This window comes from Dactylosporangium sp. NBC_01737 (assembly GCF_035963215.1).
Taxonomy (GTDB): domain Bacteria; phylum Actinomycetota; class Actinomycetes; order Mycobacteriales; family Micromonosporaceae; genus Dactylosporangium.
In genome coordinates, this window is record NZ_CP109153.1 from 9,585,108 (window position 1) to 9,608,001 (window position 22,894).

20 protein-coding genes and 1 pseudogene are annotated in these 22,894 nt (G+C 72.3%); 8 read left to right on the top strand and 13 right to left on the bottom strand.

Going from position 1 to position 22,894, the window contains the following annotated elements; all coding sequences use genetic code 11:
- Both OHA72_RS43860 and OHA72_RS43865 read left to right on the top strand, forming a co-directional pair.
- A complete protein-coding gene (locus OHA72_RS43860; RefSeq protein WP_327002015.1) occupies nt 1–861 on the top strand; it encodes a carbohydrate ABC transporter permease in 861 nt (286 codons plus the stop codon).
- Nucleotides 858–1,670 carry a carbohydrate ABC transporter permease gene (locus OHA72_RS43865; protein ID WP_327002016.1) on the top strand — a complete coding sequence of 271 codons (813 nt, stop codon included), beginning with the start codon at nt 858–860 and terminating at the stop codon, nt 1,668–1,670. Before OHA72_RS43860 ends, OHA72_RS43865 begins: the two co-directional genes overlap by 4 nt.
- Nucleotides 1,671–1,696: 26 nt before the next feature.
- Here OHA72_RS43865 and OHA72_RS43870 read toward each other — a convergent pair whose 3' ends face one another.
- Entirely contained in the window at nt 1,697–2,884 is a 1,188-nt protein-coding gene (locus OHA72_RS43870; RefSeq protein WP_327002017.1) for a hypothetical protein, read from the bottom strand.
- A gap of 267 nt (nt 2,885–3,151) precedes the next feature.
- Here OHA72_RS43870 and OHA72_RS65125 point away from each other — a divergent pair.
- Nucleotides 3,152–3,553: pseudogene (locus tag OHA72_RS65125) on the top strand (AAA family ATPase); the annotation flags it as partial.
- A 429-nt stretch (nt 3,554–3,982) separates the two neighbouring features.
- Here OHA72_RS65125 and OHA72_RS43880 read toward each other — a convergent pair.
- From OHA72_RS43880 to OHA72_RS43905, 6 genes are all read right to left on the bottom strand, one after another.
- Nucleotides 3,983–5,440, bottom strand: coding sequence for a family 43 glycosylhydrolase (locus OHA72_RS43880; RefSeq protein WP_327002019.1), 1,458 nt, complete (start codon nt 5,438–5,440; stop codon nt 3,983–3,985).
- Nucleotides 5,441–5,646: 206 nt separating this feature from the next.
- Entirely contained in the window at nt 5,647–6,291 is a 645-nt protein-coding gene (locus OHA72_RS43885; RefSeq protein WP_327002020.1) for an SRPBCC family protein, read from the bottom strand.
- Nucleotides 6,288–6,632 carry an ArsR/SmtB family transcription factor gene (locus tag OHA72_RS43890; protein ID WP_327002021.1) on the bottom strand — a complete coding sequence of 115 codons (345 nt, stop codon included), beginning with the start codon at nt 6,630–6,632 and terminating at the stop codon, nt 6,288–6,290. Before OHA72_RS43890 ends, OHA72_RS43885 begins: the two co-directional genes overlap by 4 nt.
- 52 nt (nt 6,633–6,684) lie before the next feature.
- Nucleotides 6,685–10,794, bottom strand: coding sequence for a WD40 repeat domain-containing protein (locus tag OHA72_RS43895; protein ID WP_327002022.1), 4,110 nt, complete (start codon nt 10,792–10,794; stop codon nt 6,685–6,687).
- Entirely contained in the window at nt 10,787–11,146 is a 360-nt protein-coding gene (locus OHA72_RS43900; RefSeq protein WP_327002023.1) for a CU044_2847 family protein, read from the bottom strand. The genes OHA72_RS43895 and OHA72_RS43900 overlap by 8 nt, the downstream gene beginning before the upstream one ends.
- Nucleotides 11,147–11,182: 36 nt before the next feature.
- On the bottom strand, nt 11,183–13,147 hold the full coding sequence (locus OHA72_RS43905) for an amylo-alpha-1,6-glucosidase (RefSeq protein WP_327002024.1): 1,965 nt from the start codon (nt 13,145–13,147) through the stop codon (nt 11,183–11,185).
- A 118-nt stretch (nt 13,148–13,265) separates the two neighbouring features.
- Between OHA72_RS43905 and OHA72_RS43910 the strand changes: the two genes are divergently transcribed.
- The 4 genes from OHA72_RS43910 to OHA72_RS43925 all read left to right on the top strand — a co-directional run bounded on the left by OHA72_RS43910 (nt 13,266) and on the right by OHA72_RS43925 (nt 17,413).
- Nucleotides 13,266–14,258, top strand: a complete 993-nt coding sequence (locus OHA72_RS43910; RefSeq protein ID WP_327002025.1) for a LacI family DNA-binding transcriptional regulator — start codon at nt 13,266–13,268, stop codon at nt 14,256–14,258.
- Between the two features lie 29 nt (nt 14,259–14,287).
- The gene (locus OHA72_RS43915; protein WP_327002026.1) at nt 14,288–15,511 is read left to right on the top strand and encodes a sugar ABC transporter substrate-binding protein; all 1,224 of its coding nucleotides are present in this window, start codon (nt 14,288–14,290) and stop codon (nt 15,509–15,511) included.
- 63 nt (nt 15,512–15,574) lie between these two features.
- Nucleotides 15,575–16,582 carry a carbohydrate ABC transporter permease gene (locus OHA72_RS43920; RefSeq protein WP_327002027.1) on the top strand — a complete coding sequence of 336 codons (1,008 nt, stop codon included), beginning with the start codon at nt 15,575–15,577 and terminating at the stop codon, nt 16,580–16,582.
- 51 nt (nt 16,583–16,633) lie between these two features.
- A complete protein-coding gene (locus OHA72_RS43925; RefSeq protein ID WP_327002028.1) occupies nt 16,634–17,413 on the top strand; it encodes a carbohydrate ABC transporter permease in 780 nt (259 codons plus the stop codon).
- Nucleotides 17,414–17,419: 6 nt separating this feature from the next.
- Here the strand turns inward: OHA72_RS43925 and pth2 are convergent, their stop codons facing one another.
- From pth2 to OHA72_RS43940, 3 genes are read right to left on the bottom strand one after another with little or no spacing between them, the layout of a single operon-like run.
- Nucleotides 17,420–17,773 carry a peptidyl-tRNA hydrolase Pth2 gene (pth2, locus tag OHA72_RS43930; RefSeq protein WP_327002029.1) on the bottom strand — a complete coding sequence of 118 codons (354 nt, stop codon included), beginning with the start codon at nt 17,771–17,773 and terminating at the stop codon, nt 17,420–17,422.
- A gap of 11 nt (nt 17,774–17,784) precedes the next feature.
- Nucleotides 17,785–18,912, bottom strand: a complete 1,128-nt coding sequence (locus OHA72_RS43935) for a carboxylate-amine ligase (RefSeq protein ID WP_327002030.1) — start codon at nt 18,910–18,912, stop codon at nt 17,785–17,787.
- Between the two features lie 10 nt (nt 18,913–18,922).
- Complete coding sequence (locus tag OHA72_RS43940) at nt 18,923–19,876, bottom strand: methyltransferase (RefSeq protein WP_327002031.1); 954 nt, start codon at nt 19,874–19,876, stop codon at nt 18,923–18,925.
- Nucleotides 19,877–19,937: 61 nt separating this feature from the next.
- On the opposite strand from OHA72_RS43940, the gene OHA72_RS43945 reads away from it, so the two are divergent.
- The gene (locus tag OHA72_RS43945) at nt 19,938–20,984 is read left to right on the top strand and encodes an iron-containing redox enzyme family protein (RefSeq protein ID WP_327002032.1); all 1,047 of its coding nucleotides are present in this window, start codon (nt 19,938–19,940) and stop codon (nt 20,982–20,984) included.
- On the opposite strand, the gene OHA72_RS43950 is transcribed toward OHA72_RS43945, so the two are convergent.
- The 3 genes from OHA72_RS43950 to OHA72_RS43960 all read right to left on the bottom strand — a co-directional run bounded on the left by OHA72_RS43950 (nt 20,906) and on the right by OHA72_RS43960 (nt 22,889).
- The gene (locus tag OHA72_RS43950; protein WP_327002033.1) at nt 20,906–21,148 is read right to left on the bottom strand and encodes a CDGSH iron-sulfur domain-containing protein; all 243 of its coding nucleotides are present in this window, start codon (nt 21,146–21,148) and stop codon (nt 20,906–20,908) included. The genes OHA72_RS43945 and OHA72_RS43950 overlap by 79 nt on opposite strands.
- Nucleotides 21,149–21,199: 51 nt before the next feature.
- On the bottom strand, nt 21,200–22,486 hold the full coding sequence (locus tag OHA72_RS43955) for a phytase (RefSeq protein WP_327002034.1): 1,287 nt from the start codon (nt 22,484–22,486) through the stop codon (nt 21,200–21,202).
- An 85-nt stretch (nt 22,487–22,571) separates the two neighbouring features.
- Nucleotides 22,572–22,889, bottom strand: a complete 318-nt coding sequence (locus OHA72_RS43960) for a DUF3349 domain-containing protein (protein ID WP_327002035.1) — start codon at nt 22,887–22,889, stop codon at nt 22,572–22,574.
- Between the last annotated feature and the right edge of the window lie 5 nt (nt 22,890–22,894).

The window sequence follows — 22,894 nt, forward strand, 5'->3', positions numbered from 1 at the left end:
GTGCGGCGCCCAACCGGATTCCTGTACGCACTGCCCATGGCCATCCTGGTGGCGGTGCTGTTCGTCGTCCCGCTCTGCCTGATGGTGTGGATGTCGCTCAACGACTGGCCGCTGCTGGGTGATTCGGCCCCGAACGGGGTGGCGAACTACGACGCGCTGCGCGAGCCGCTCTTCGCCCGCGCGATCGTCTTCAGCCTCAAGTACACGGTGATCGCCACGGCACTCGTGTCGCTGATGGCGTTCGGGCTCGCCCTGCTCGTGCAGCGCCCCGGGCCGGCGGTCGCGGTGTTCCGCACGGTGTTCTTCCTGCCTGCCGCGGTCGGCCTGGCCTCGGCGAGCCTGCTGTTCTACGGCATGTTCAACCAGGACTCCTCGCCGCTGAACGTGCTCGCCCGGCTGTCCGGCGACGACGGCCTGGACTGGCTCGGCGACGGCAACCACGCGCTGTTCTCCACGGCGCTGCTCATCACGTGGAAGTTCGCCGGCTACTACATGGTCATCATCATGGCCGGACTGCAGTCGATCAATCCGCTGCTGTACGAGGCGGCCACCCTCGAGGGCGCGACGCGCTGGCAGATGATGCGCAGCATCACGCTGCCGCTGCTGCGCCCCACGATGGCGCTGGTCCTGGTGCTGCTGGTGACGAGCTCACTGCTCGCGTTCGACCAGTTCTTCATCCTCACCGGCGGCCGGCACGGCACCGCCACGGTCGTCATCGGCATCTACCGCGAGGCGTTCACCTCCCAGGACCTCGGCCGCGCCGCCGCCATCTCCGTGGGCATCCTCGCGGTGCTGTTCGTCGTCAACGGCGCACAGGTACGGTTCCTGCGCGGCCCCGGCACCGACAGGAGCGCCGCATGAAACGGTCCCGGACCCGCGCCGCCGGTTTCCACGCGACCTGCGCGGCGCTCGCCGTGCTCTTCCTGACCCCGATGCTGTGGGCGCTGTACAGCTCGCTGCACGGCCGCACCGGCACCGGCGCGTTCGGCCTCGGCAACTACCGGCGGCTGCTGGACTACGGCAGCGGCCTGCCGGTCTACATGGCCAACACCGCCTTCGTCGCGGTGGTCACCGTCGCGGTGACCGTGGTGGCCACGACCCTCGGCGGCTACGCGGTCGCCAGGTTCACCTTCCCCGGCAAGAACCTGCTCTTCATGCTCACCCTGACGATCCTGATGGTGCCGCACAGCACGATCCTGATCCCGCTGTACATCATGCTGGACTGGCTCGGCCTGCAGAACTCGCTCCTCGGCCTCGCCCTGGTCCTGGCCATGTTCCAGCTGCCGTTCGGCCTGTTCATGATGCGCAACTCCTTCGAGGCGCTGCCCGTCGAGCTTGACGAGGCCGCCCTCATCGACGGCTGCGGCCCCGCCGGCGTCCTGCGCCACATCCTGCTGCGCGGCGTCATGCCGGGCATCGTCACCGTCGCGCTGTTCTCGTTCCTGGCCTCATGGAACGAGTTCGTCGCCCCGCTCATCTTCATCACCGACGACGAGAAGTTCACGCTGCCGGTCGCCTTGTTCAACCTGCAGTCCGGCAGCCTCGGCGCCGTCGACTACGGCACCCTCCTGTCAGGCGTCGTCACCGCCGCCATCCCCTGCGTGCTGTTGTTCCTGCTGCTGCAGCGGTACTACGTCCGCGGCTTCGTCAAGGGCGCCCTCAAAGGCTGACCCGGACGGCCGGTGCGCATGTCCCATCAGATGACGGTGTGGGTCCAGTAGGCGATCCACAGGGCGAACAGCACGCCCTGCAGGCAGGCGAGGACCGGGGCCAGCGCCGTGTCGCCCTCGCGGCGGGCGGTCGCGCCCGCCAGCGCCGCGGCGAGGGGGAAGGCGATCAGCAGATACCGCAGCAGGCTCCGGTACACCACGGGGCCGATCGTCATCGAGGCGAGCACCAGCACGACGGTGTACACCGCGTACGCCGGGTGCAGCCACCACAGGCCGGCGACGGCGAGCGCCAGCACCACCAGCGCGACGTAGAGGCGGGTGCGGTCGATCGGGGCCACCTCTTCGCACAGCCCGGTCCAGATGGTGCGCAGCGGGCTCTGCGGCTCGATCTGCCAGCCGCGGCGCTGCTCGTGCTGGTAGTCGAACCAGTCGCCGGTCCGCCAGCGGGCGTAGGCCATGAACGTCAGCCAGCCGGCCGGGACCAGCAGCAGCGGCCAGCCCACCCGCAGGTGGGCCGCCAACGCCCGGGGTCCGAGCCGGTAGCCGCGCTCGCGCAGCAGCAGGATGGCCAGCGGGATGACGACCAGGAAGCCGACGGACCGGCTCATCGACAGGAAGTAGCCGATGACGCCGACGAGCAGCCACTGCCGGCGCTCCGCGTGGTAGAACGCCGCCACGGCCAGGCACACGAACAGGGACTCGGTCAGCGCGGCGTGGAACAGGAACGCGGCCGGCATGAGCGCCAGGTACCGGCAGGCGCGCCGGGCCGCCGCGTGGTCGTCCGGGTCGCCGAGGACGAGCAGAGTCCAGCGGTACAGGTAGGACAGCAGCACCACGTAGGCGGCGGCGCTGATCAGCAGCATGGCGAGTTCGGTGTCGCCGCCGAGCGGGATCGCGACCGCCTTGGCCAGCACCGGGTACAGCAGGGGAAAGCCGGTGTGCGTCCAGCTGCCCCAGGGCACCTCGGCGAGCTGGCGGTACTGGAAGGCGTCCCAGGCGAACCACATCGAATACCAGACGTGTGGTGAGACCCCGGCCTGGTCCTGCAGCATCTGCGCCTCGGCGGGCGGCGGGCCGACCCCTGCGCCCTCGAGGGCCTGGCGCACCAGGACGCCGAGCACGCTGAGCACGACCCTGGACACGGCGAACACCAGCAGGGCGTACCGCCAGTGCGGCGGTACCCGCGAGATTGTCCGCGCCAGCCACTGCCTCATCGAGTCCGGACCGTACCCATTCCGGAGGCACCGGACACGTCCCATCCGGGGCTTTTGCACTGAGATGTGTCTCACCGTCGATGCCGGCAACCTGCGGCGGCACCATGGCGCTCCGCACCGCTGAGATCACCCCGGATCCCCGGACCGGGGCAGGTGGACGCACTGCCGAATCGCCGGCACGTCCCACCTTTTGATCAAGACCTGACAGTGCCGCGGTCTGACTTGATGCTGCGATGATCGACATCGAAGTGGACGGCGGGGGTCGGCGTGGATACACGGCTTGCATTGGTTGGGCGGGCACCGGAGCAGTCGGCCATCGGCCGGCTACTGGACGGGGCCGACGAAGGCGGCGCCGCGCTGGTGATTCGCGGTAGCCCGGGCGTGGGCAAGTCGGCGCTGCTGGAGTGGGCCGCCGCGACGGCCGGCGACACGTTCCGGGTGCTGCGCGCGGTCGGCTCGTCCACTGAGTTCGGGCTGCCGTACGCCGGACTGCACCAGGTCATGCGTCCCGTCCTCAGCCACAGCAACCGGTTGACTGCGCACTATCGGCAAGCCATGGAGGTCGCGTCCGGCCGGACGTCGGGCGCGCCACCGGACCTGTACACGGTTGCGATGGCGGCGCTCGAGCTGCTGGCGGAGGTGGCGGTGCAGCGGCCGATCCTGCTGCTGGCCGACGACGCCCAGTGGATGGATCCGGCCAGCCAGCAGGCCCTTGCCTTGCTCACGGGAGGCGAGACGGGAGCCGCGCTCACGGGAGGCGAGACCGGGGCGGTGCTCATCGGCGGTGCGGAGAACTGCCCGGCTGACGGCGACACCGGCGCGCTGCCCGCCCCCGGCGAGACCGGCGCGGCGCTCACCGGCTCGGCGCTGACCGGGGAGGCGGCGAACGGCCCGGCGGGCGTCTGTTCCCACGGCGACGGCGTCGCCGGCTGCTCGAACGTCGACGGCACGTCCGAGGACGGCAGCGTGTACAACGGCGCCGCCGGGCCCGCCGCCGCGCCCTGCGCGTTTGCCACCGCCGCGGCGGCTGACGGCCCAGCGACCGGTGACACGGGCACCATCGGCGACACCCCGGCCGCCGGCATCGACGCGCCCGGGTTATGCGATCGTCCACTGCTGGGCGTTGTTGCCGTTGCAGGTCCACTGCCGCACTTCGGCGCCGGGGGCGGTGCCGAAGTTGTAGTTGTCGAGGCAGAGGCCGCTGTGGCGGTTGGTCAGCGTGGAGTAGCCGCCGCCGACGTCGGTGACCTTCCACTGCTGGACGGCGAGGCCGTTGCAGGTCCACTGCTGCACGACCGCACCGGCGGCGGTGGCGAAGTCCTTGTCGTCCAGGCAGAGGCCGCTGTGGCGGTTGGCGATCTGCGCGTACCCGCCGCCGGCGTCGCTGATCAGCCAGTCCTGTACCGGCAGACCGTTGCAGGTCCACTGCCGCACCTCGGCGCCCGGGGTGACGACGTAGTTGTAGTCGTCGAGGCAGAGGCCGCTGTGCCGGTTGCGGATCTTCTTCGCCGCCGGCAGGGTGCCGGTCTCCCCCGACGGCGCCGCGAGGACGGTCGAGGTGGACACGGGGACGCCGAGGTTCGGGGTGCCGTCGGCGTTCCAGGAGATCTTCTGCACCCGCGTGGTGCGGGTGGTGCCGCAGCCCTGGCCGGCCGAGGAGTTGGCGTGGTAGGCGATCCAGGTCTCGGTGCCGTCGGGCGAGGTGAAGAACGAGTGGTGGCCCGGCCCGTACACCCCGTTCGCGTCGCTGCGCTGGAAGATCGGGTTGGCGAACTTGGTCCACGACGCCTGCGCGAGGGGGTCGCCGCCCTTGTACTCCAGCATGCCGAGCTTGTAGTTGGGGCCGTTGCAGTGGCTGGCCGAGTAGGTCATGAACGTGCGGCCGTTGCGCTGCAGCACGAAGCCGCCCTCGTTGACCGCGCCGTCCTGCTTCTCCCAGCTCAGCGTCGGCGCGGAGATGCGCGAGCCGAACGCGCCCGCCGTCCACGCGTTGCTCATCGGCGCCAGGTACAACGACTGCAGGTTGTCCACCGGCGAGAACGCCGAGAACGTCATGTAAAGCGCGTTGTTGAGCTTGACGAGCGCCGCGTCGATGGCCCAGCCGTTGTTCGGCATCAGGTTCAGGATGCCGCGGACGGTGTAGGGCCCGAGCGGGTCGGTGCCGGCGCTCTCCGCGACGTGGGTCCGCCGCGCGGCGTTGAAGCCCTCGACCGAGTAGTACAGGTACCAGCGGCTGCCGACCATCTCCAGGTGCGGGGCCCACATCGTGGTGCCGCCGGTCTGCACGACGACCTGCTCGGGCGCGCTCTTCAGCCCGGCGATGGTGCTGGAGCGGCGCATGACGACGTTGGAGGACCAGGTGGTGGCGACGTAGTAGTAGAACCCGTTGTAGTAGACCAGGGTCGGGTCGCCGCTGTTGGGGGTGCCGACGACCGGGTTGGTGAACGACGGGCCGGCGGCCGCGGCGGGCCGCGGCCCGGCGACGACCCCGACGGCCAGGATGACGATGCCGGCCGCCAGCGCCGACAGGGCTCGGCGTGCTCTACGCCAGTCCACGGATGCTCCTCACGTGCTCGGGGTGGGGGGCGGATCCCGCCCCGTCACCGGCGAGCACGCAAAAGAGCGCGACAAACGTCACGACGCGTCGACGGCATCGGCTGGCGGGCCGATGTGCATGCGCTGGGGTGTTAGCGCTCACATAGACTCAGCCAACGCTCTGCCGTTGTCAATGCCGACCCGCTGATCGCCAGATGTGAGCGCGATCAGTCAGCGGGCGGCGCGTAATGCTGCACGCCGAATGCGATACCCGCGGCGATGTCGTCGTCGCTGATCCCCCAGGCCCGCTGGATCACCGCGCCCCAGGCGTGGCAGCTGCGGGTGGCGAAGTCCTTCACCTCGGGCGCGTCCTCCCAGGTGGCCGGGTCCAGGTCGGCGCCGTGCAGGTGCCGGTCCAGGCCGAGCAGGCTGAGGTCCCAGCCGCCGCCGATGCCGATCGTGCCGCCGGGCCCGTAGGTGCGCAGGAGCTCGTCGACGATCTCGGCGGGCGAGGAGTGCTCCAGCTCCAGCACCGTGTCGCCGTCGGGTCCGGGCGCGAGCCGCAGCTCGACCTCGGTGTCCATGCCCCCGCCGAAGGACCAGGTCACCGCGAGCAGGCGCGGCGCCTCGCAGCGCACGATCCGCCCGCCGGCGTTGTCCTTGATCTGGTACGTGCCACCGGCCCGCAGGTCGCCGTCGACCTGACCGAGCCACCGGCCGAGCCGCTCGGGGTCCGTGCAGGCGTCCCACACGTCCTCGACCGCGGCGTCGTACGTGCGGCGCAGCAGCAGCGAGCGGCCCTCGCCGGTGCTGACCGGGTGGTTGCCGATCTCCCGGTGGATGGCGTTGATCTGGTTCACGATGTCGATCACGATGAATTCCCTCCTTCGAGTCGTTTGCGCTTGCCGCGGGCGAGCTCGGTGCCGAGCGCGTCCAGTCGCTGGCTCCAGAACCCGCGGAAGCGCTCCAGCCAGACGTCGATCTCCTGCAACGGCGCGGCGTCGACGGCGTACAGGCGCCGGGTGCCGTCGGCGCGCACGGTCGCGAACCCCGACTCCCGCAGCACCTTCAGGTGTTGCGAGACCGCCGGCTGCGAGATGCCGAACTCGGCCCGCACGGCGTCACTGACCGCGCCGGCGGGCTGCTCCCCGTCGGCGAGCAGCTCCAGGATCCGGCGCCGCACCGGGTCGCCGAGCACATCGAACGCATGCACGACCCGACAATGTCACCCGCGCCTTATATAAGTCAAGCCTGAAATATGTGCCTCAGAGTTCGAGGCGCAGCGCCACGATGCCGGCGGTGACGCCGACGATCAGTACGTTGCCGTGGGAGACGAGGGCCATCGCCTGGTGGTAGATCGGGATGGTCAGCACGGACGCGTTCAGGCGTAGGTCCCACAGCCGCAGCGTCCGGTCGTTGCTCGCGCTGGCCAGCAGGTCCTGCCCGGACGCGCGGACCACGCAGATGCTGCGGACGGTCTCCGAGTGACCCGCCAGGGTCCCGCTGTGCAGTCCGGTGAACGGGTCCCACAGCTCGATCGAGTGGTCCCGGCCGCCGGTCGCGGCCAGGATGTGGCCGCCGATCGTGACCGCGCACAGCGCCGTGACCTGGTGCGGGTGCGGCAGCCGCACGTAGCCCTGCTGGCTGCCGTCCTGCGGGTCCCACAGCCGCAGGGACTGGTCCTCCCCCGCGCTGAGCAGCCAGTCCTGCCCGTCGATGCGCACGGTCGTCAGCCGGGTGACGCGACCGGCGTGGCCCAGCAGCCGGGCGGTCCGGCCGCCGCGCAGCATCCCGGCGTCCAGCAGCCGGCGGCGGGCGACGTCCCACAGCCGGATCGCACCGTCGCTGTTCGCGGTCGCGATGACCGGGCGCCCGTGGACCAGCAGCGCGGCCATGGCGTTCGGCGCCGTGTTCAGTCCCGGCAGTGGGCGCTCGACCCGGCCGGTGCCCAGGTTCCAGATCTGCACCGACGCGTCGTGCCGGCTCGAACTGGCCAGCAGCGGCGCGCGGCCGACGTGGAACGCGCACAGGCCGCTGAACACCCGCGAGCCGGTCAGGGCGCGCTCCTGCCGGCCGCTGGCGATGCTCCACAACGTCACCGACCGGGTCGTCAGCCCCGCGACGACGGGCTCCTCGCCGGACTCGGGCACCAGCGCCAGCGCCCGCACGGTCTGATCGTCCAGGACCTGCTCCTCGCTCCACGAGGTCGGGTCCCAGACCCGGATGAGCAGATCCTCACCCGCGCTGGCCAGGTACTGACGCTGGTTCACGTCGACCGCGGTCACCGCCACGGCACCGCCGCGTTCGGTGAGCGCGCGGATGTGCTCACCCGTCAGCGCGTCCCACAGGTGCAGGGAGCCGTCCTCGCCGGCCGCCGCCAGCAGCGGCCTGCCGTTCACGACGAACAGTGAGGTGGCGGCGATCTCCTTCTGCTGGCCGAGCCGGACCTGCCGGATGGTGCGCACGCGGGCGGTGCGCAGGCGCACGCTGCTCACGTCGAGGGTGCCGTCCCGGCGCACGACGACGACGTACTCCGGCGTGCGCAGCCTGGTGAAGTCGGCGCCGGCGTCGGTGTGCACGGCGACGATGTTGTGCCTGTGCGCCGACTCCACGGTCACGTAGCCGTCGGGCATCATGGTGCCGTCGGCGGCCACGCTCACGAGGTCGGAGGGTCCCTCGAAGACCTCGCGGAGGGTCGCCTCCCGCCTGCGCACGGCGCACAGGCCCACGATCGCCGCACCGTGCGAGCGATCGCTGGACACCACGTCGGCCGCGGGGTTCCACCGCAGCACCTCGCCGCTGGCCAGGCCGATGGCGAGCTCGGTGTGCGACCCGGCATGCACCTCGCACAGCGCCGTCGCGCTCGGCTGCACCGTGAGCTGGTGCCGTTTCCGGCCGGTGGCGGGGTCCCAGACGATGACCGTCTCGTCGTCCGCGGCGGTGACCAGCAGCTGCCGATTGCTGACCGTCAACGTCGACAATGCGCGGACCTCCCGCGTGTGCCCGCGCAGCACCGCCTCCTGCATGCCGGTGACGGGGTCCCAGAGGCGGACGGTCCAGTCGTCGCTGGCGCTGGCCAGCAGGAGCTGCCCGTCGATGCGGACGCTGCACAGCGCGTTGACCCGGCTCGAGTGCCCTTCCAGGGCGGCCCGCTCCGTGCGGCGGGTGGTCGCCGCCCACACCGCGCCGTACGGCGCCTGCCGCGGCGGGACCATCGGCCGGCCGAGTCGCTCCATCGTCTGCGTGACGCTGAACAGCGCAGCGCGTTCGGCGGCGCCGGCGGAGGTCGCCCGCGGGGTCAGCTGCAGCAGCCGGGCGCGGGCCTTGGCCGCCGGGCTGCGGGCGTGGTCGGCCATCGAGATCAGCCGGAGCAGGTCGGCGTGCAGCAGGTACCGGTCGTCGACCAGCAGCTCGTCGAGCAGGCCGGTGCGGTCGGCGTGCACCGGCAACGCGGTGAGCAGGTACGGGTCGACGCCGGCCCACTGCCGCCTCCGGCCGTATGCGATCAGACCTCTGGTCAGGACCTCCTCGCCGACGCCCCGCACCTGCCGCTCCTCCCGCGCCCGCAGCAGCGAGTCGTTGAGCGCCTGGTGGAACAGGCGGAACCGGGGCGTGCCCTCCTCGTTGCTGGTCTCGACGAGGAAGTTCGCCGCCGCGGACCGGCTGAACTGCTCCAGGTGCGCCGGCCCGACGAAGGCGCTGAGCGAGCGGAGCACCTCGGACCACACCTCGACGGAGAACCCGAGGCCCTGCGCGTACGCCAGCGCCGTGAGCACGAGCTTCGCCGACACGACCCCGACCGGCGCGAGGCGCTGCAGGTAGCCGTCCAGCGCCGCGTCGACCGTCGGCGGGAACTCCAGCAGTGCCGGGTCGACCGGATCGACGTCGTGCAGGCCGTGGGTCCGCGCGACCAGCCCGGCGATGAGGAAGTTCTGCTTCGCGAGCGCGGCGATGCGCCGCGCCACCGGCAGCGCCACCGCCGGGTCCGCGTACGGGCTGCCGGGCCGTTCGTCGCCGACGAGCCGCAGGGTGCTCAGCGCGTACTCGGCGAGGTCCTCCTCGGCGAAGTACTCGGGGTCGTCGAGATTGACGTGCCGGCCGGCCCGCCCGAAGACGGCCAGCAGGTCGCCGCCGTCGTCGTTGCGGCGGGTGCCCACGACGATCTGCGCGCCGACGTCGGCGCACGTCTCCACGACGGGCACCAGCAGTCCCGACGCGATGAGCCGCACCTGGGCCGGAGTCGTCGCCTCGTCCAGCGCGTCGATCACGACGTTGAAACGCTTGCCGGGCCGGTGTTCCAGCGCGTCGCGCAGCGCCGGGACGAGGTCCTCGACCTCGCGTGGCGGCCGGATCGACGCCGCGCGGGCCAGCTCGGCGGCGACGTCGAGCGCGGTCTTGCCTTTGGCGTGGATCGCGCAGGAGACGGAGCCCAGGGGCGCCTTCACGTTGGTGTCGCGCTCGGGCAGCGCGGCCCGGATGGACGCGTCGGCGGTCGTGACGATCCTGCCGAGCACTGCCGACTTGCCGACCCCCGGCGACCCGGTGACGATCAGCACCGAGCGGTCCGGTACCGGCCGGCGCAGCCACCGCACGATCTCCGTCAACGCGTTGGTGCGCCCGCTGAACCGGAAGCCCGCTTCGCGGTCGACCGACACGCCCCGCGCCCGTGGGCGCCAGTGCCGCACGGCCTCGTCATCGTCGTCGAGCGACCAGCCCCACGCCGCGAGGGCGGGCTCGCCGGCGTCGGGCAGCCGCCACGCGGTGAGCGCGGACAGCCGCTCACCGGGCAACGCCCGGTCGACCTCCTGCAGCGTCATGGCGAGGCCGTCGCCGGGATGATCGCGGCCGATGCGGGCCTCGCCGACGATGCCGACGACCGCCTTGAACGTCGGCGACCACAGGCCCGCACCGCTGAAGCCCTCGGTGATCACGTCGTGCGACCTGGTGTGCAGTGACACCCACCCGTAGGCGAGCGGGCCGCCGATGTCGCCGCTGGCCTCGCTGCCGTACCGGGCGTTCGTCGGGAACCCGAACGCCCACCAGGGCTGGTCGCTGAGATCCCGGGCGGACGGGCTGCGCAGCGGCGCGGGCGTGACGCCCGGCGGCACGCCGTCCTCCAGCACGAGGACGGCCACGTCGGCGTCGGCGGCCGCGCGCACCTCGCGGACCATCCTGCGGGTGGTCGGCGCCGTGCTCGCCTTCGGGAAGCTCACCGAGAACGCCGCCCGGCGGCCCTGCACCACGTGCCGGCTGGTGAGGACCCGCGACTCGTCGATCACGACGCCGGAGCCGATCGGCGCGCCGTCGTGCTCCGTGTCGTGGATCCGCGCTACCCAGGGATCCGCGTTGGGACGGCCGAAGGCCGCTTCACTCATGGCCGGCGGGCGCTGTCCCGGCCTCCCGGCTCTCAGTGGGCTGCTGTTGCGGCTGCCCGGGCTGCCAGGACAGCGTCACCTCGAAGTTGCCCTCGGTGGCCGCCTTCGCCACGATCCAGTTCATCGTGCCGGAGACCTTGACGCCGAACTTCACCTCGACGCCGCTCGGGCTGAGCACCCGGACCTGGTCCAGCACCTCGGCGGCGGCGGCGACCGCCGGGCCGAGGGCGAGCCGGACGCGGCCCACCACGTCCCGGGCGCCGGCCAGGGTGAACTCGTCCAGGGGTTCCATCTCGAACATGACCGTCGTGTCGTCATCGAGCGAGTACGTCACGATTTGCGACCCGACCATGCGACCTCCTGGGTGAGCGGAACTTGACCATAGAGGTTACCCAGTGAAGTCGGCGACGGGACTGCCGTCGGCCATCAGGTACGCGACTCCGGACGGTCCACCGTGGATGGTGGGCCGTCCGGTGGTGGAGACGCTCACGTCGAGCTCGCCGCCGGCGATGCGCAGGCCGCGGACGCGGTAGGCGCCGACCGGTGACGGGGCGAGCGGGTCGAAGGTGATCCGGCCCGCGGGCACGTCGACGTCGAGGCCGAGCAGGGCGGTCAGCAGCGCCGGGCCGGCCGCCGCGGCCCAGGCCTGCGGGCGGCAGGAGGCGGGGTAGGGCGCCGGGCCGTCGTCGCCGGCGAACAGCTCCGGCAGCCGGAAGTCGAACCGCGCCGCGGCGTCCAGCAGCGCCCGGATCACCGCGGCCGCCTCCTGCCGGTGGCCGTCGCGGACCAGGCCGAGCAGGGCGATCGCGGTGTCGTGCGGCCAGACGGAGCCGAGGTGGTAGGACAGGACGTTGTACCCGGCCGAGGACGGCGCGATGGTCCGGATGCCGAACGGTGAGCGCAGCCCCGACAGGTGCCCGGCGACCCGCGTGCTCTCCCCGGGCGTGAGCAGACCGGTGCCGAGCAGGTGGCCGATGTTCGAGGTGATGCTGTCGACCTGCACGCCGTCGCCGTCCAGCGCGACCGCGGGATAGCCGCCGGGGCACCAGAACTCGGCGCGGAACCGCTCCGCGAGCCCGGCGGCGAAGTTGCGCCAGCCCGCGGCTCCCGCCCGGCCGAACGATTCGAGCAGCCAGGCGCCGTCCACGGCGGCGCGGTAGGCGTACCCCTGGACCTCACACAACGCCAGCGGGCCCTTGGCGATGCGCCCGTCGGCGTGCTGCACGCCGTCGCCCGAGTCCTTCCAGCCGTGGTTGGCGAGACCCTTCGTGCTGGACTGGTAGGCGATGAAGCCCTCGTGGCCGGCGAGCCAGGCAAGGGCGCGCTCGATGTGCGGCAGGAGCGCCTCGACCTGCGCGGCCGGCATACCCCACCGGTACGCGTCGGCGGCGGTGCTGACGAACAGCGCCGTGGCGTCGACGGTGCCGTAGTAGACCGGTGGCAGCCAGTGGGCGGCGTCGGCGGGGCGCACCTCGTGCAGGATCTTGCCGGGCTCCTCGTCGGTGTCCGGGTCGTGCCGGGTGCCCTGCCGCCGGGCGAGGGTGCGCAGGGTCCCTGCGGCGACGTCGGTGCCCAGCGGCAGGGCGAGCCGCGCCGCCCACAGCGAGTCGCGGCCGAACAGCGTGAGATACCAGGGGCTGCCCGCGGCGTAGTAGACGTCCTCGCCGTCGCTGTGGCGCAGCGCGTCGAGGTCCTCGACGCCGGTGCGCACGAGGGCGTCGAGGCGCCGGTCGTCGGCCTCGACCCGCAACGGGCTGGCGGTGCGTGCGCCGGTCGTCGTTGCGGCGTCGGTACGGCTGAAGCGCAGCGTGACGCTCCAGCTCGACCGGGGCGCGACGGTGACCCGCCACCGCAGCGGCCCGGCGTCCGGCGGCGGGCTGGCCTCGACGGACACCCGCATCCCTGTCGCCTCAACGGCATCGTGGAGGTCCACTGTGGAGCCGTCCGCTGTGGACCCGTCCTTCACCGCGCCCATGGTGGCGAAGTCGGTGCCGGCGGCCACCGCGACGTCGACGATGAGCGTGGCGTGGGACCGGTTGGCCAGGGTGATCGTCTCGGTCCCGCCGCGCGGGCCGGTGAGCCGGTGGCGTTCGAGCGTGACGGTCGGGTCGGGGCCGTCGTCGCCGAGGCCGGGCAGCACCGCGGTGAACCGCGCCGAGGCGGCCCCGGTCCGGCTGACCTGGATCGGGACCGGTTCGGCCCCGCCGACGGTGACGACCAGCCTGGACAGGACCCGGCGGTCGTCGACGTAGAGGCCGTCGGCGCCGCCGCGGAGCTGGCCCGACGGCCCGGAGAGCCAGGTGGCCGGGGCGGCGACACACGTCACGTGCTCGTGCAGGTAGGGCTGCGCCATGTGGTCCTCTTGACAAGCGGTTGGTGGGGTGAGACTGTCCGGACATCCATGTTGAACGTTCAAACCGACAATCCGCAACACCTGATTTGAACGTTCAACACACCAATCGGGAGGGCAAGTGCATCCGCCGACCGTCGAAGACGTCGCACGGGCCGCCGGCGTGTCCCGGCAGACCGTGTCCAACGTGCTCAACGCGCCGCAGCGGGTGCGCTCCGAGACGCGAGCCCGGGTCGAGGCGGCGATCGAGCAGCTCGGCTACCGGCCCAACCGGGTCGCGCAGTCCCTGCGGGCCGCCACCTCACGCATGATCGGCTACCGGATCGAGCCGATGCACCCGCACGCGCTCGGCAGCATCCACGACCGGTTCCTGCACGCCCTCGCCGAGGCCGGCCGGGCCGCTGACCATCACCTGCTCCTGTTCACCGCCGACGGCGCGAGCGACGAGGTCGCCAACGTCATCGCCCTGCACCGTGCCGGCGCCATCGACGGCGTCGTGCTGTACGGCATCCAGTTCGACGACCCGCGGCCCCCCGGCCTGCGGGAGGCCCGCATCCCGTTCGCCGCGTTCGGACGGACCGGCGCCGACGCGGGTCACCCGTGGGTCGACATCGACAACGCCGCCGGCACGTCCGCCGCGGTGGAGCACCTGGTGGCCGGCGGCCACCGGCGCATCGCGTTCGTCGGCTACCCGGAGGGGGCGGCGGTCGGCGACCGGCGCGCCGAAGGGTGGCGCACCACGCTCGACAAGCACGGCCTGCTCGACGGCTCCCGCCACCTGGACCTGCGCGGCGAGGACTCCCTCGCCACCGGGTCACGCCTGGCGGAGGCACTGCTCGATCACTCCACCCCACCCACCGCCGTCGTCGCCGCCACCGACACGCTCGCCGCGGGCGTGCTGCGCACCGTGCAGCAGCGGCACGCCCGGCTGGCCGTCGTCGGCTTCGACGACACCCCGACCGCCGGCGCGCTCGACCTGTCCAGCGTCCGGCAGCCGATCGAGGCCGTCGGGCACGCGATGATCCGTGCCCTGCTGGGCCCGGTCACCGGCGAGCCGACCGGGCAACTGCTGGCACCCGAGCTGATCGTCCGGGCCTCCAGCGCCCCGCACTGAGTTTCTCCGACCCCCTGGGAGCGACCGCCATGATACGAACACCCCGCCTGCTGACCGTCCTGCTGTCCGCCCTGCTGCTCACCGCCGCCTGCGGCGACGACGGCAGCGGCTCCGGCACCGAGGGCAACGCCACCGGCGCCAAGCTGACCATGTACGCGTTCTCCTCCTCCCCCGCGGAGGACGCGGTGCTGCGCAAGGCCGTCGAGGACTACAACAAGCAGGGCCGCAACACCGTCGAACTGAAGGTGCTGCCCGAGTACGACACGGCCCTCACCACCGCGCTCGCCGGCGGCGAACCGCCGGACGTCTTCTACGTCAACGACAACAAGCTGCCCGACTTCGGCAAGAACGGCGTCCTGGAACCGATCGGCGACAAGGTCGACAACCCCGGCGACTTCTACGAGACCCTGAAGCAGTCCTTCACCTACAAGGGCACCTACTACTGCGCGCCGAAGGACTTCTCGACGCTGCAGCTGGTCTACAACACCGCCGACTTCAGCGCCGCCGGGCTTCAGCCGCCCAAGACCTGGGACGAGCTGACCGCGGCGGCGAAGGCGCTGACCAAGCCGGGCCACCCCGGGCTGGTCATCGCGCCGGAGTTCTACCGCTGGGGCGCGTTCATGGCCCAGGCCGGCGCCTGGCCGACGAACGACGACGTCACCAAGATGACGATGGACACCGCCGAGATGCGCACCGCCCTGCAGTACGTGACCGACAACCACAAGGCCGGCTGGTTCGCCACCCCCGCGTCCGTCGGCGCCGGCTGGGGCGGCGAGGCGTTCGGCAAGGCCACCACCTCCATGACGATCGAGGGCAACTGGATCGTCGGCGCCATGAAGAACGACTTCCCCAACACCAAGTACGCCGTCGCCGAGCTGCCCGCCGGCCCCAAGGGCAAGGGCACCATGTCGTTCTCCGTCTGCTACGGCGTGGCCAAGGCGGCGAAGAACAAGGCCGCCGCGCTCGACTTCGTCAAGTTCCTCACCTCCCCCGACGAGCAGTTCGCCGTCACCAAGGAGTTCCCGGTCATGCCGTCGCGCAAGTCCCTCGCGGACAAGTGGCTGGCCGACAAGCCGGAGCTCAAGGCGTTCGTCGCCGGCGGTGACTACGCGAAGAAGTCGGTGTTCGTGCCGGGCTTCAGCACCGCGATCGACACGTTCAACGACGGGATCCAGGGCCTCGCCAAGGGCAACAAGCAGGTAGGCGACGTCATCACGAGCACTTCCAAGGCCGGGACCGACATCCTCGGCTGATCTTCTCGACCGGGGCCGCCGCCGTCCCCCCGTGGCGGCGGCCCCTCCCCCTGGGAGTCCCGCATGTCACGCATCCACGGCAGGCAGGGCCTGGCCGGCTGGCTCTTCGTGTCCCCCGCGCTCATCGGCCTCGGCGTGTTCATGGTCGCGCCGATCGCCCTCGCCCTCTGGGTCAGCTTCCGCGACTGGAGCGGGCTCACCCCGCTCGGCCTGTCCGAACCGGCCGGCACCGCCAACTACGCCGACCTGCTCACCGACCCCGGCGTCGTGCGCGGCGACTTCGCCAAGAGCCTGCGCAACAACCTGTACTACGTGCTCGGCGTGGTGCCCGCGCAGACGTTCCTGGCGTTCCTGCTCGCGATCGTCGTCAACGCCCGGCTGCTCAAGGGCCGCACGTTCTTCCGCACCGCGTTCTACTTCCCGTCGGTGACGAGCTCGATCGCGGTGGCGTTCATCTTCATCTTCCTGTTCAGCCCGTCCGGCGTGGTCAACACCGTGCTGTCGGCCGTGCTGCCCGGCAAGGTCGACCTGGTCTGGCTCGACGACGCCGACGGGCTGCTGCACCTGCTGCTGCGCGCGGTCGGCGTCGACGCCCCGCCGCCGGCGCTGCGCGGCGAGTTCATGGACCTGTCGTGGTGGGACTGGCTGTCCGGCCCCAGCGTCGCGCTCAGCTCCGTGATGATCCTCGCCACCTGGACCACCACCGGCACGTTCATGCTGATGTTCCTCGCCGGGCTGCAGAACGTCCCGGAGGAGCTCGACGAGGCCGCCGCCATCGACGGCGCCTCGGCCCGGCAGCGCTTCTTCCGCATCACGCTGCCGCTGCTCAAGCCGACGCTGTTCCTGGTGCTGACCCTCGGGGTCATCGGCACCTGGCAGGTCTTCGACCAGGTCTACGCGATGACGTCCGGCGGGCCGCAGAAGACCACGCTCACCCCGGCGTACCTGATCTACCGCGAAGGCTTCCAGAACAGCGCGATGGGCCGCGCCGCCGCCATCGCGTTCATCGTGCTCCTCATCATCCTGGTCTTCACCGGCGTGCAGCGTCTCGTGCTGCGGAAGGAGCGCTGACGTGCTGGTCAGAAAGGTGCTGCGCTACGGGCTGCTCATCGTGTTCGCGTCGTGTTCATCTACCCGTTCGTCCTGTCGCTGGGGACCTCGTTCAAGTCCCGCCCCGAGGTCGCCGCGCACTCCACGACCCCGTGGCCGCGCTCCTTCGACCTGCGGGCGTGGACCGACGTCCTCCTGCACAGCGACTTTCCACTGTGGACGTTCAACTCGATCCTCGTCACCGTCACCGCGACACTCGGGCGGGTCTTCATCGACTCGCTGGCCGGCTACGCCCTGGCCCGCCTGCAGTTCCGCGGCCGGGGCATCGTCTTCGCGGGGATCATCTCCGTCCTCGCGGTGCCGCCGATCGTGCTGACCGTGCCACGGTTCCTGGTGCTCAAGGAGATGAGCCTGCTCAACTCCTACACCGGCATGATCCTGCCGCTCGCGGTCGACGCCATGGGCATCTTCCTCATGCGGCAGTTCTTCGTCGAGCTGCCCCGGGAGCTGGAGGAGGCCGCGCGCATCGACGGCGCGTCGATCTTCCAGGCCTACTGGCACGTCGTGCTGCCGCTGGCCCGCCCCGCGCTGCTGACCCTGACGATCCTGTCGTTCCAGGGCGTGTGGAACGAGTTCCTGATGCCGCTCATCGTGGTGCGGGCAAGCCCCTCGCACTGGACGCTGCCCTTCGGCCTGTCGACCCTGGGCCGGGGCGGCGCGGGCGGGCAGAGCTTCGACTACCCGGTGATGATGGCCGGCTCCATCCTGACCATCATCCCGGTGGCGATCGTGTTCGTCATTTTCCAGCGGTACTTCGTCCGCGGCGTCGCCAGCAGCGGCGTGAAGGGCTGACGGCCGCTACAGCAGGCCCAGCGAGGCGGTCACGGGGTCGACGTCGGCGGGGACGGCGGGGCCGATCGCGCAGCAGGTCGCCGTGCCCGCGGCGACCTGCGTCCGGCCGGCGTCGCGGATCACCTGCACCGGCAGGCCCGCGGCGCCGGCCCGGGCGCACAGGTCGGCGAGGTCGGCCTCCCCCGCGATCTTCAGCACGACCTTGGGCTGCCCGGCGCGCAGCCAGTCACCGAACACCGCACCGTGCGGTCCCTGCAGGACCGCGGCGACCGCCGCGTGCGCGACCTGCGCCGCGATCTTGCCCTTGCCCATGCCGAGGTCGGTGCGCACGACGAGGACCATCTTCGGTTCGGTGTTCACGAGCAGCGATGCTAACCGGTGGTGAGACCGGCGAGCATGCGCATCGCGGCGGGCAGGTCGCCGGCGCGGCGCTGGCGGTCGGCGCCGGTGCCCTCGGTGCGCAGCCGGGCCAGCTCCAGCGCGACGACGGCTTCGTCGCCGTGCCGGCGCAGGGCGGGTCCGGCGGTCTCGGTGAGCAGGTCCACCATGTCCCAGGCCGGCACGGCGCGCCGCCCGCGCAGATCCATCAGGGTGCCGCCGAGACCCTGGTGCGCCGCGTTCCAGTGGGCCGCCCGCAGCAGGTGCTCCGGCGGCCGGACCGCCGGGCGGCCGGCGGCGATGTCGTCCAGGACGGTCGCGACGAGTGCCCGCACCAGCCCGGCGACGAGGACCGTGTCACCGGCGGCCGGGCACACGTCGGCGACGCGCACCTCGACGGTCGGATACCGCCGCGACGGCCGGGCCCACCACAGGACCATCGAGTCGTCCAGCATGACGCCGCTGCCGACCAGTTCCGCCACGGTGCGCTCGTAGTGCGCGACCGACGTCAGGAACGGCGACGGCCCGAGGCTCGGCCAGCGCTCCAGCTGGATGCTGCGCCAGCTGGCGTGGTGGGTGTCCGCGGCGGCGTGGAACACCGAGTTGGCCGTCATCGCCTGCACCACCGGCAGCCACGGCCGCAGGTGGTTGCAGACCTGCACGGCGACCTGCGGGTCGGGCACGCCGACGTGGATGTGGCAGCCGCACAGGGCCGGGTCGTGGGCGATGGGGCCGTAGTGGCGGGAGATCGCGTGGAAGCGCGGCGTGTCCTCGACGGTGCGGTCCGGCTCGGCGACCGGCGTGGCGGCGACCGCGACGAGCCGCGCGCCGGCGGCGTGCGCGGCCGCGGCGGCCGCGGACCGGTTCGCGGCCAGGTGCGCCCGCAGCTGCGGCAGCGACGAGCACACCGGCGTGACCATCTCCATCATGCTGCGGCGGAACTCGACCCGGGTCAGCTCCCGCACCTGCGGCGCGAGGGCATCGCGGGCCGCGTCGGCGACCGGCGCGTTGCGCCAGGTGCCCGGGTCCAGCAGCAGGAACTCCTCCTCGACCCCGACGGTCAGGCGCTGCCCAGCGATGGTGCCGGCGATCTCGGCGGGACTGGACGCGGTCAGCGACATCGGGTGCCTTTCAGCGGCGGGTGGCGGTGAGCACGGCGACGGCGATCCGCTCGGCGTGCGTGTAGGACTCGTCGAGGTTCTCGCTGTACACGTCGGGGTCGACCTCCCGGTACGTCCAGTCCAGGTCCGTGCCGGCGAGCCGGGCGGCGGCCGCCGCGAGCAGCGGGTCGTGGCCGTCGACGACACCGGTGCCGCTGAACAGCACCAGCGAGCCGCCGGGCGCGAGGCGGCGCACGGCCGCGTCCAGGACGGCGAGCGGCAGGTCGTGTCCGTGCTCGCCGCCACCGTCGCGGTATGCCCGGCGCTGCGGGTCGATCATGAACGGCGGGTTGGAGGCGATCAGGTCGAACGCCCCGTCCACGCCTGTCAGCAGGTCGCTGCGGACCGGCGTGACCCGGTCGCCGACGCCGGCGAGGGCGGCGTTGACGGTGGTGAGCCTGAGCGCGGCGGGGTTGATGTCCACTGCGGTGACCTCGGCGTCCGGGACGTGCCTGGCGACCGTGACGGCAACGGCGCCGCTGCCGCACCCGACGTCCACGACCTGCCGCGGCGGCCGGGGGCGGGTCGAGAGGTGCGCGAGCACGGCGTCGCAGGTGCGGTAGGTGTCCGGGCCGAAGAACACCGCGTCCGGCGCGGTCGCCGGGAACGCCGAGTGGAAGAACAGGTCCCCGCCGTACGTGGAGCAGCGCACCAGGCTGCGCCACGTGTCGCCGTCGCGCTGCAGGACGCCGGCCTCCTCCAGCAACGCCACCATCCCGTCGGGCAGCACACCGGGCCCGAACGGGCGGCTCCAGCCGAGCACGTCGGTCAGGGACCGGCCGTGTGCGCTGCCGGGGCGGCGGTTGACCCGCTCGTACGTGGCGGGCGTGACCGTGGTGAACCGGTACCCGGCGTCCTTGAGCGCCGCACCGAGCCGCAGCAGGGCCTCGGCAGCATAGGCCGGTGCGCCGGTGAGTGTGGTCATGACCTCCGGTATCCCCTCAAAGTTCCTGCTTAACCGGCTCTTCTGGGGGAACACAACGGCCATGCGCCTGCCTCGCCCACGAGGACCCGTCTCCGAGATCCTGACCGCGACGCTGGCCGGACCGCCGCGTGACCTGCCCACCGCCGCGTGGCGGGAGCTGTCCACCGGCGCCGACGCCTGCACCGACGAGGACCTGCACATCAGCCTGCACCTCTGCTACGAGCTGCACTACCGCGGGTTCGACGGCGTCGACGAGCGGTGGGAGTGGCAGCCGTCGCTACTGGCGCTGCGGCAGGCCGCCGAGGAACGCTTCGAGGACGCGCTGCGCGGGCTGGTATCCGTACCCCGGCAGCCGGAGCCGCACGAGGTCCCGCACGCGCTCACGGCGCTCGTCGAGGCGGACGACAGCCCGTCGCTGTCGAAGTTCCTGGCCGGCCGGGCGACCATCGAGCAGTTCCGCGAGTTCGTCATCCACCGTTCGATCTACCACCAGCGGGAGGCCGACCCGCACACCTGGGCGATCCCGCGGCTGTCCGGCGGGCCGAAGGCGGCGCTCGTGGAGATCCAGGCCGACGAGTACGGCGGCGGCCGCGTCGAACGCATGCACGCGGAGCTGTTCCGGACCACGATGCGGGAACTGGACCTGGACGACACCTACGGCGCCTACCTCGACGTGGTCCCGGCGGTCACCCTGGCCACGAACAACCTCATGTCGCTGTTCGGGCTGCACCGTCGCCTGCGTGGCGCGATCCTCGGCCACCTGGCCGTGTTCGAGATGACGTCGTCGCTGCCGAACCGCCGCTACGGCAACGGCCTGCGCCGCCTCGGCGGCAACCCGGACGCGACCCGGTTCTACGACGAGCACGTCGAGGCCGACGCGGTGCACGAGCAGATCGCCGCGCACGACCTGTGCGGCGGGTTCTGCGCGCAGGAGCCGCGGCAGGCCGCGCAGGTGCTGTTCGGGGCGGCGTCCGCGCTCGCCCTCGACGGACGCTTCGCCGCGCACGTGCTGGACCGCTGGGACGCCGGTCAGTCGTCGCTGCGCGCCGCCGGCTCGCCGGACTCCTCGGACAGGGGCCGCTCGCCGGTCGGCGCGCTGGGCGCCTGAAACCCGACGACCTTGTGGGTGCCGTCGCAGAACGGCTTGATCGCGGACCGGCCGCAGCGGCACAGCGCGACCGTGGCCCGGCCCGGGTCGATCTCCTCGCCGTCCTGGGTGAGCAGCGTGAACGGGCCGCGCACCAGCAGCGGCCCGTCCTCGCAGACGGTCACGGACGCATCTTCCATGCCTTGGGGTTGCCCGCCGGCCCGACGCGCAAACGATCAGTGGCGGCCGCCACGCAGGAAGCCGGCGTCGAGGAACTTGAAGTTGGTGTTCTCCCGGTCGCCGTCCGCCGGCGTGTTCTCCCCGTCGTGCACGACCAGCAGCCCGCCCGGGAAGCCGGGCAGCGCGGTGGCGGTCACGGCCGCGCCGTCGCACGCCTGGGACCCGTCGGCGCGGGCGCCGTCGACGACCGCGAACCGGCCCGTCGGGCGCAGCGTCAGCCGGTCATAGGTGTAGAACGTGTCGTCGCCCTGGCTCGACACCAGCAGGGTGCCGGTCAGCGCGCCGGTGCGCAGGATCGTGAGGCCTTCGACGTCCGCCGCGATACGGCCGCCGTAGCCGGGGTCGGCGGCGTAATCCACGACGCAGTCGTCCTCGGCCTCGTCGAAGCGTGCCGGGACGCCGAACTCGCGGGTGCGTTCCACCGGCTGCGGCGCGCCGTGGAAGCGCCCACCCCACACCGCGACCCGCCACAGGCCGACGGTCTCCTGCGCCAGGTACGCCACCCGCGTCACCGGGTCCACGACGCTGCCCTCCACCTGCGGCCCGTCGCCGGGGTCGGCGCACGGCGACCACGCCGAGCCGTCCGGCAGCCGGAACGTCGAGGGCATGCTCAGCCGGTCGACCCGCTGGTAGGTCACCGCGGCGCCCTTCGCGACGAGCTTGAACAGCCCGACGTCGCTGGTGCTGCGGCGGCTGACGACCGCGTACGGCGTGCCGTCGAAGTCGCGGTACGTGGCCAGCCCGTACGCGGTGCGCTGCTCGTTGACCTCGGCCTGCCCGGCGCTGAACGCGAACGGGACGTCCGGCGCGGTCACGTCGGTGAGGGTCCCGGACGCCGGGTCGATGCGGTAGAAGCGCAGCTGGTCGCGGCCGCGGTCGGTGACGACGGCGAGGTCGACGCTCCTGCCGCCGAGCCGGAAGCCCTGCACCAGGTCGACGTTGTTGAACCGTCCTGCCTCGTCGTCCCCGCCGGGCGCCGGCGGGGTCGCGATCGCCTGCCGTTCGCGGCCGGCGAGGTCGTAGACGCGCAGGCCGCCGTTCTTGGCGGTGGCGATGACCCGGCTGGCGCCGCGGTCGCGGTCGTTGACCCAGATCGCGGGGTCGTCGGCGTTGGCGTCGCCGCCGGCCTCGTCGTCGTACAGGGGCGGTGTCTCCACGGCGGGGGTCACGGTCCGCAGCCCCGTCGCGGGCCCTGTCACGGGCGCGGCCGGTGCGGCGTCGGCGGCCGCCGGGACGAGCAGCAGCGGCACGGCCACCGCGGTGAGCGTCAAGAGTCGTCGCATCGACCGAAGCTATGATGCGCCGCCGTCCGGCAGGCGAACGCTGATGGAACACCGGCGTTCGCCGCGCGGACGTCTGCCCGGGGGTTCAGTCGGTCGGCGGGTCGGCGAGGGGCCAGCCACCGGCGGCGAGCCGCGCCGACACGCGGGCGACGTCCTCGGTCGAGGCGGGCTGCAGCACCGCGTCGTTGACCATCGCCTCGATGTCGGCGGTGCTGATCGGGTCGGTGGTCCGCTGCGACTGGTCGGCGAGGTCCTGCGCGATCTTGTGGATCTCCTCGTCGGTCAGTTTGCGGCGCAGCAGCCCGAGCAGCGCCACGTAGTCCTGGCGGGGCACGCCGGTCGGGTACCCGGCCCGCAACCACTCCACGGTGCGGGTCAGGAAGTTCGAGCGAAGCTCACCCACGAGGG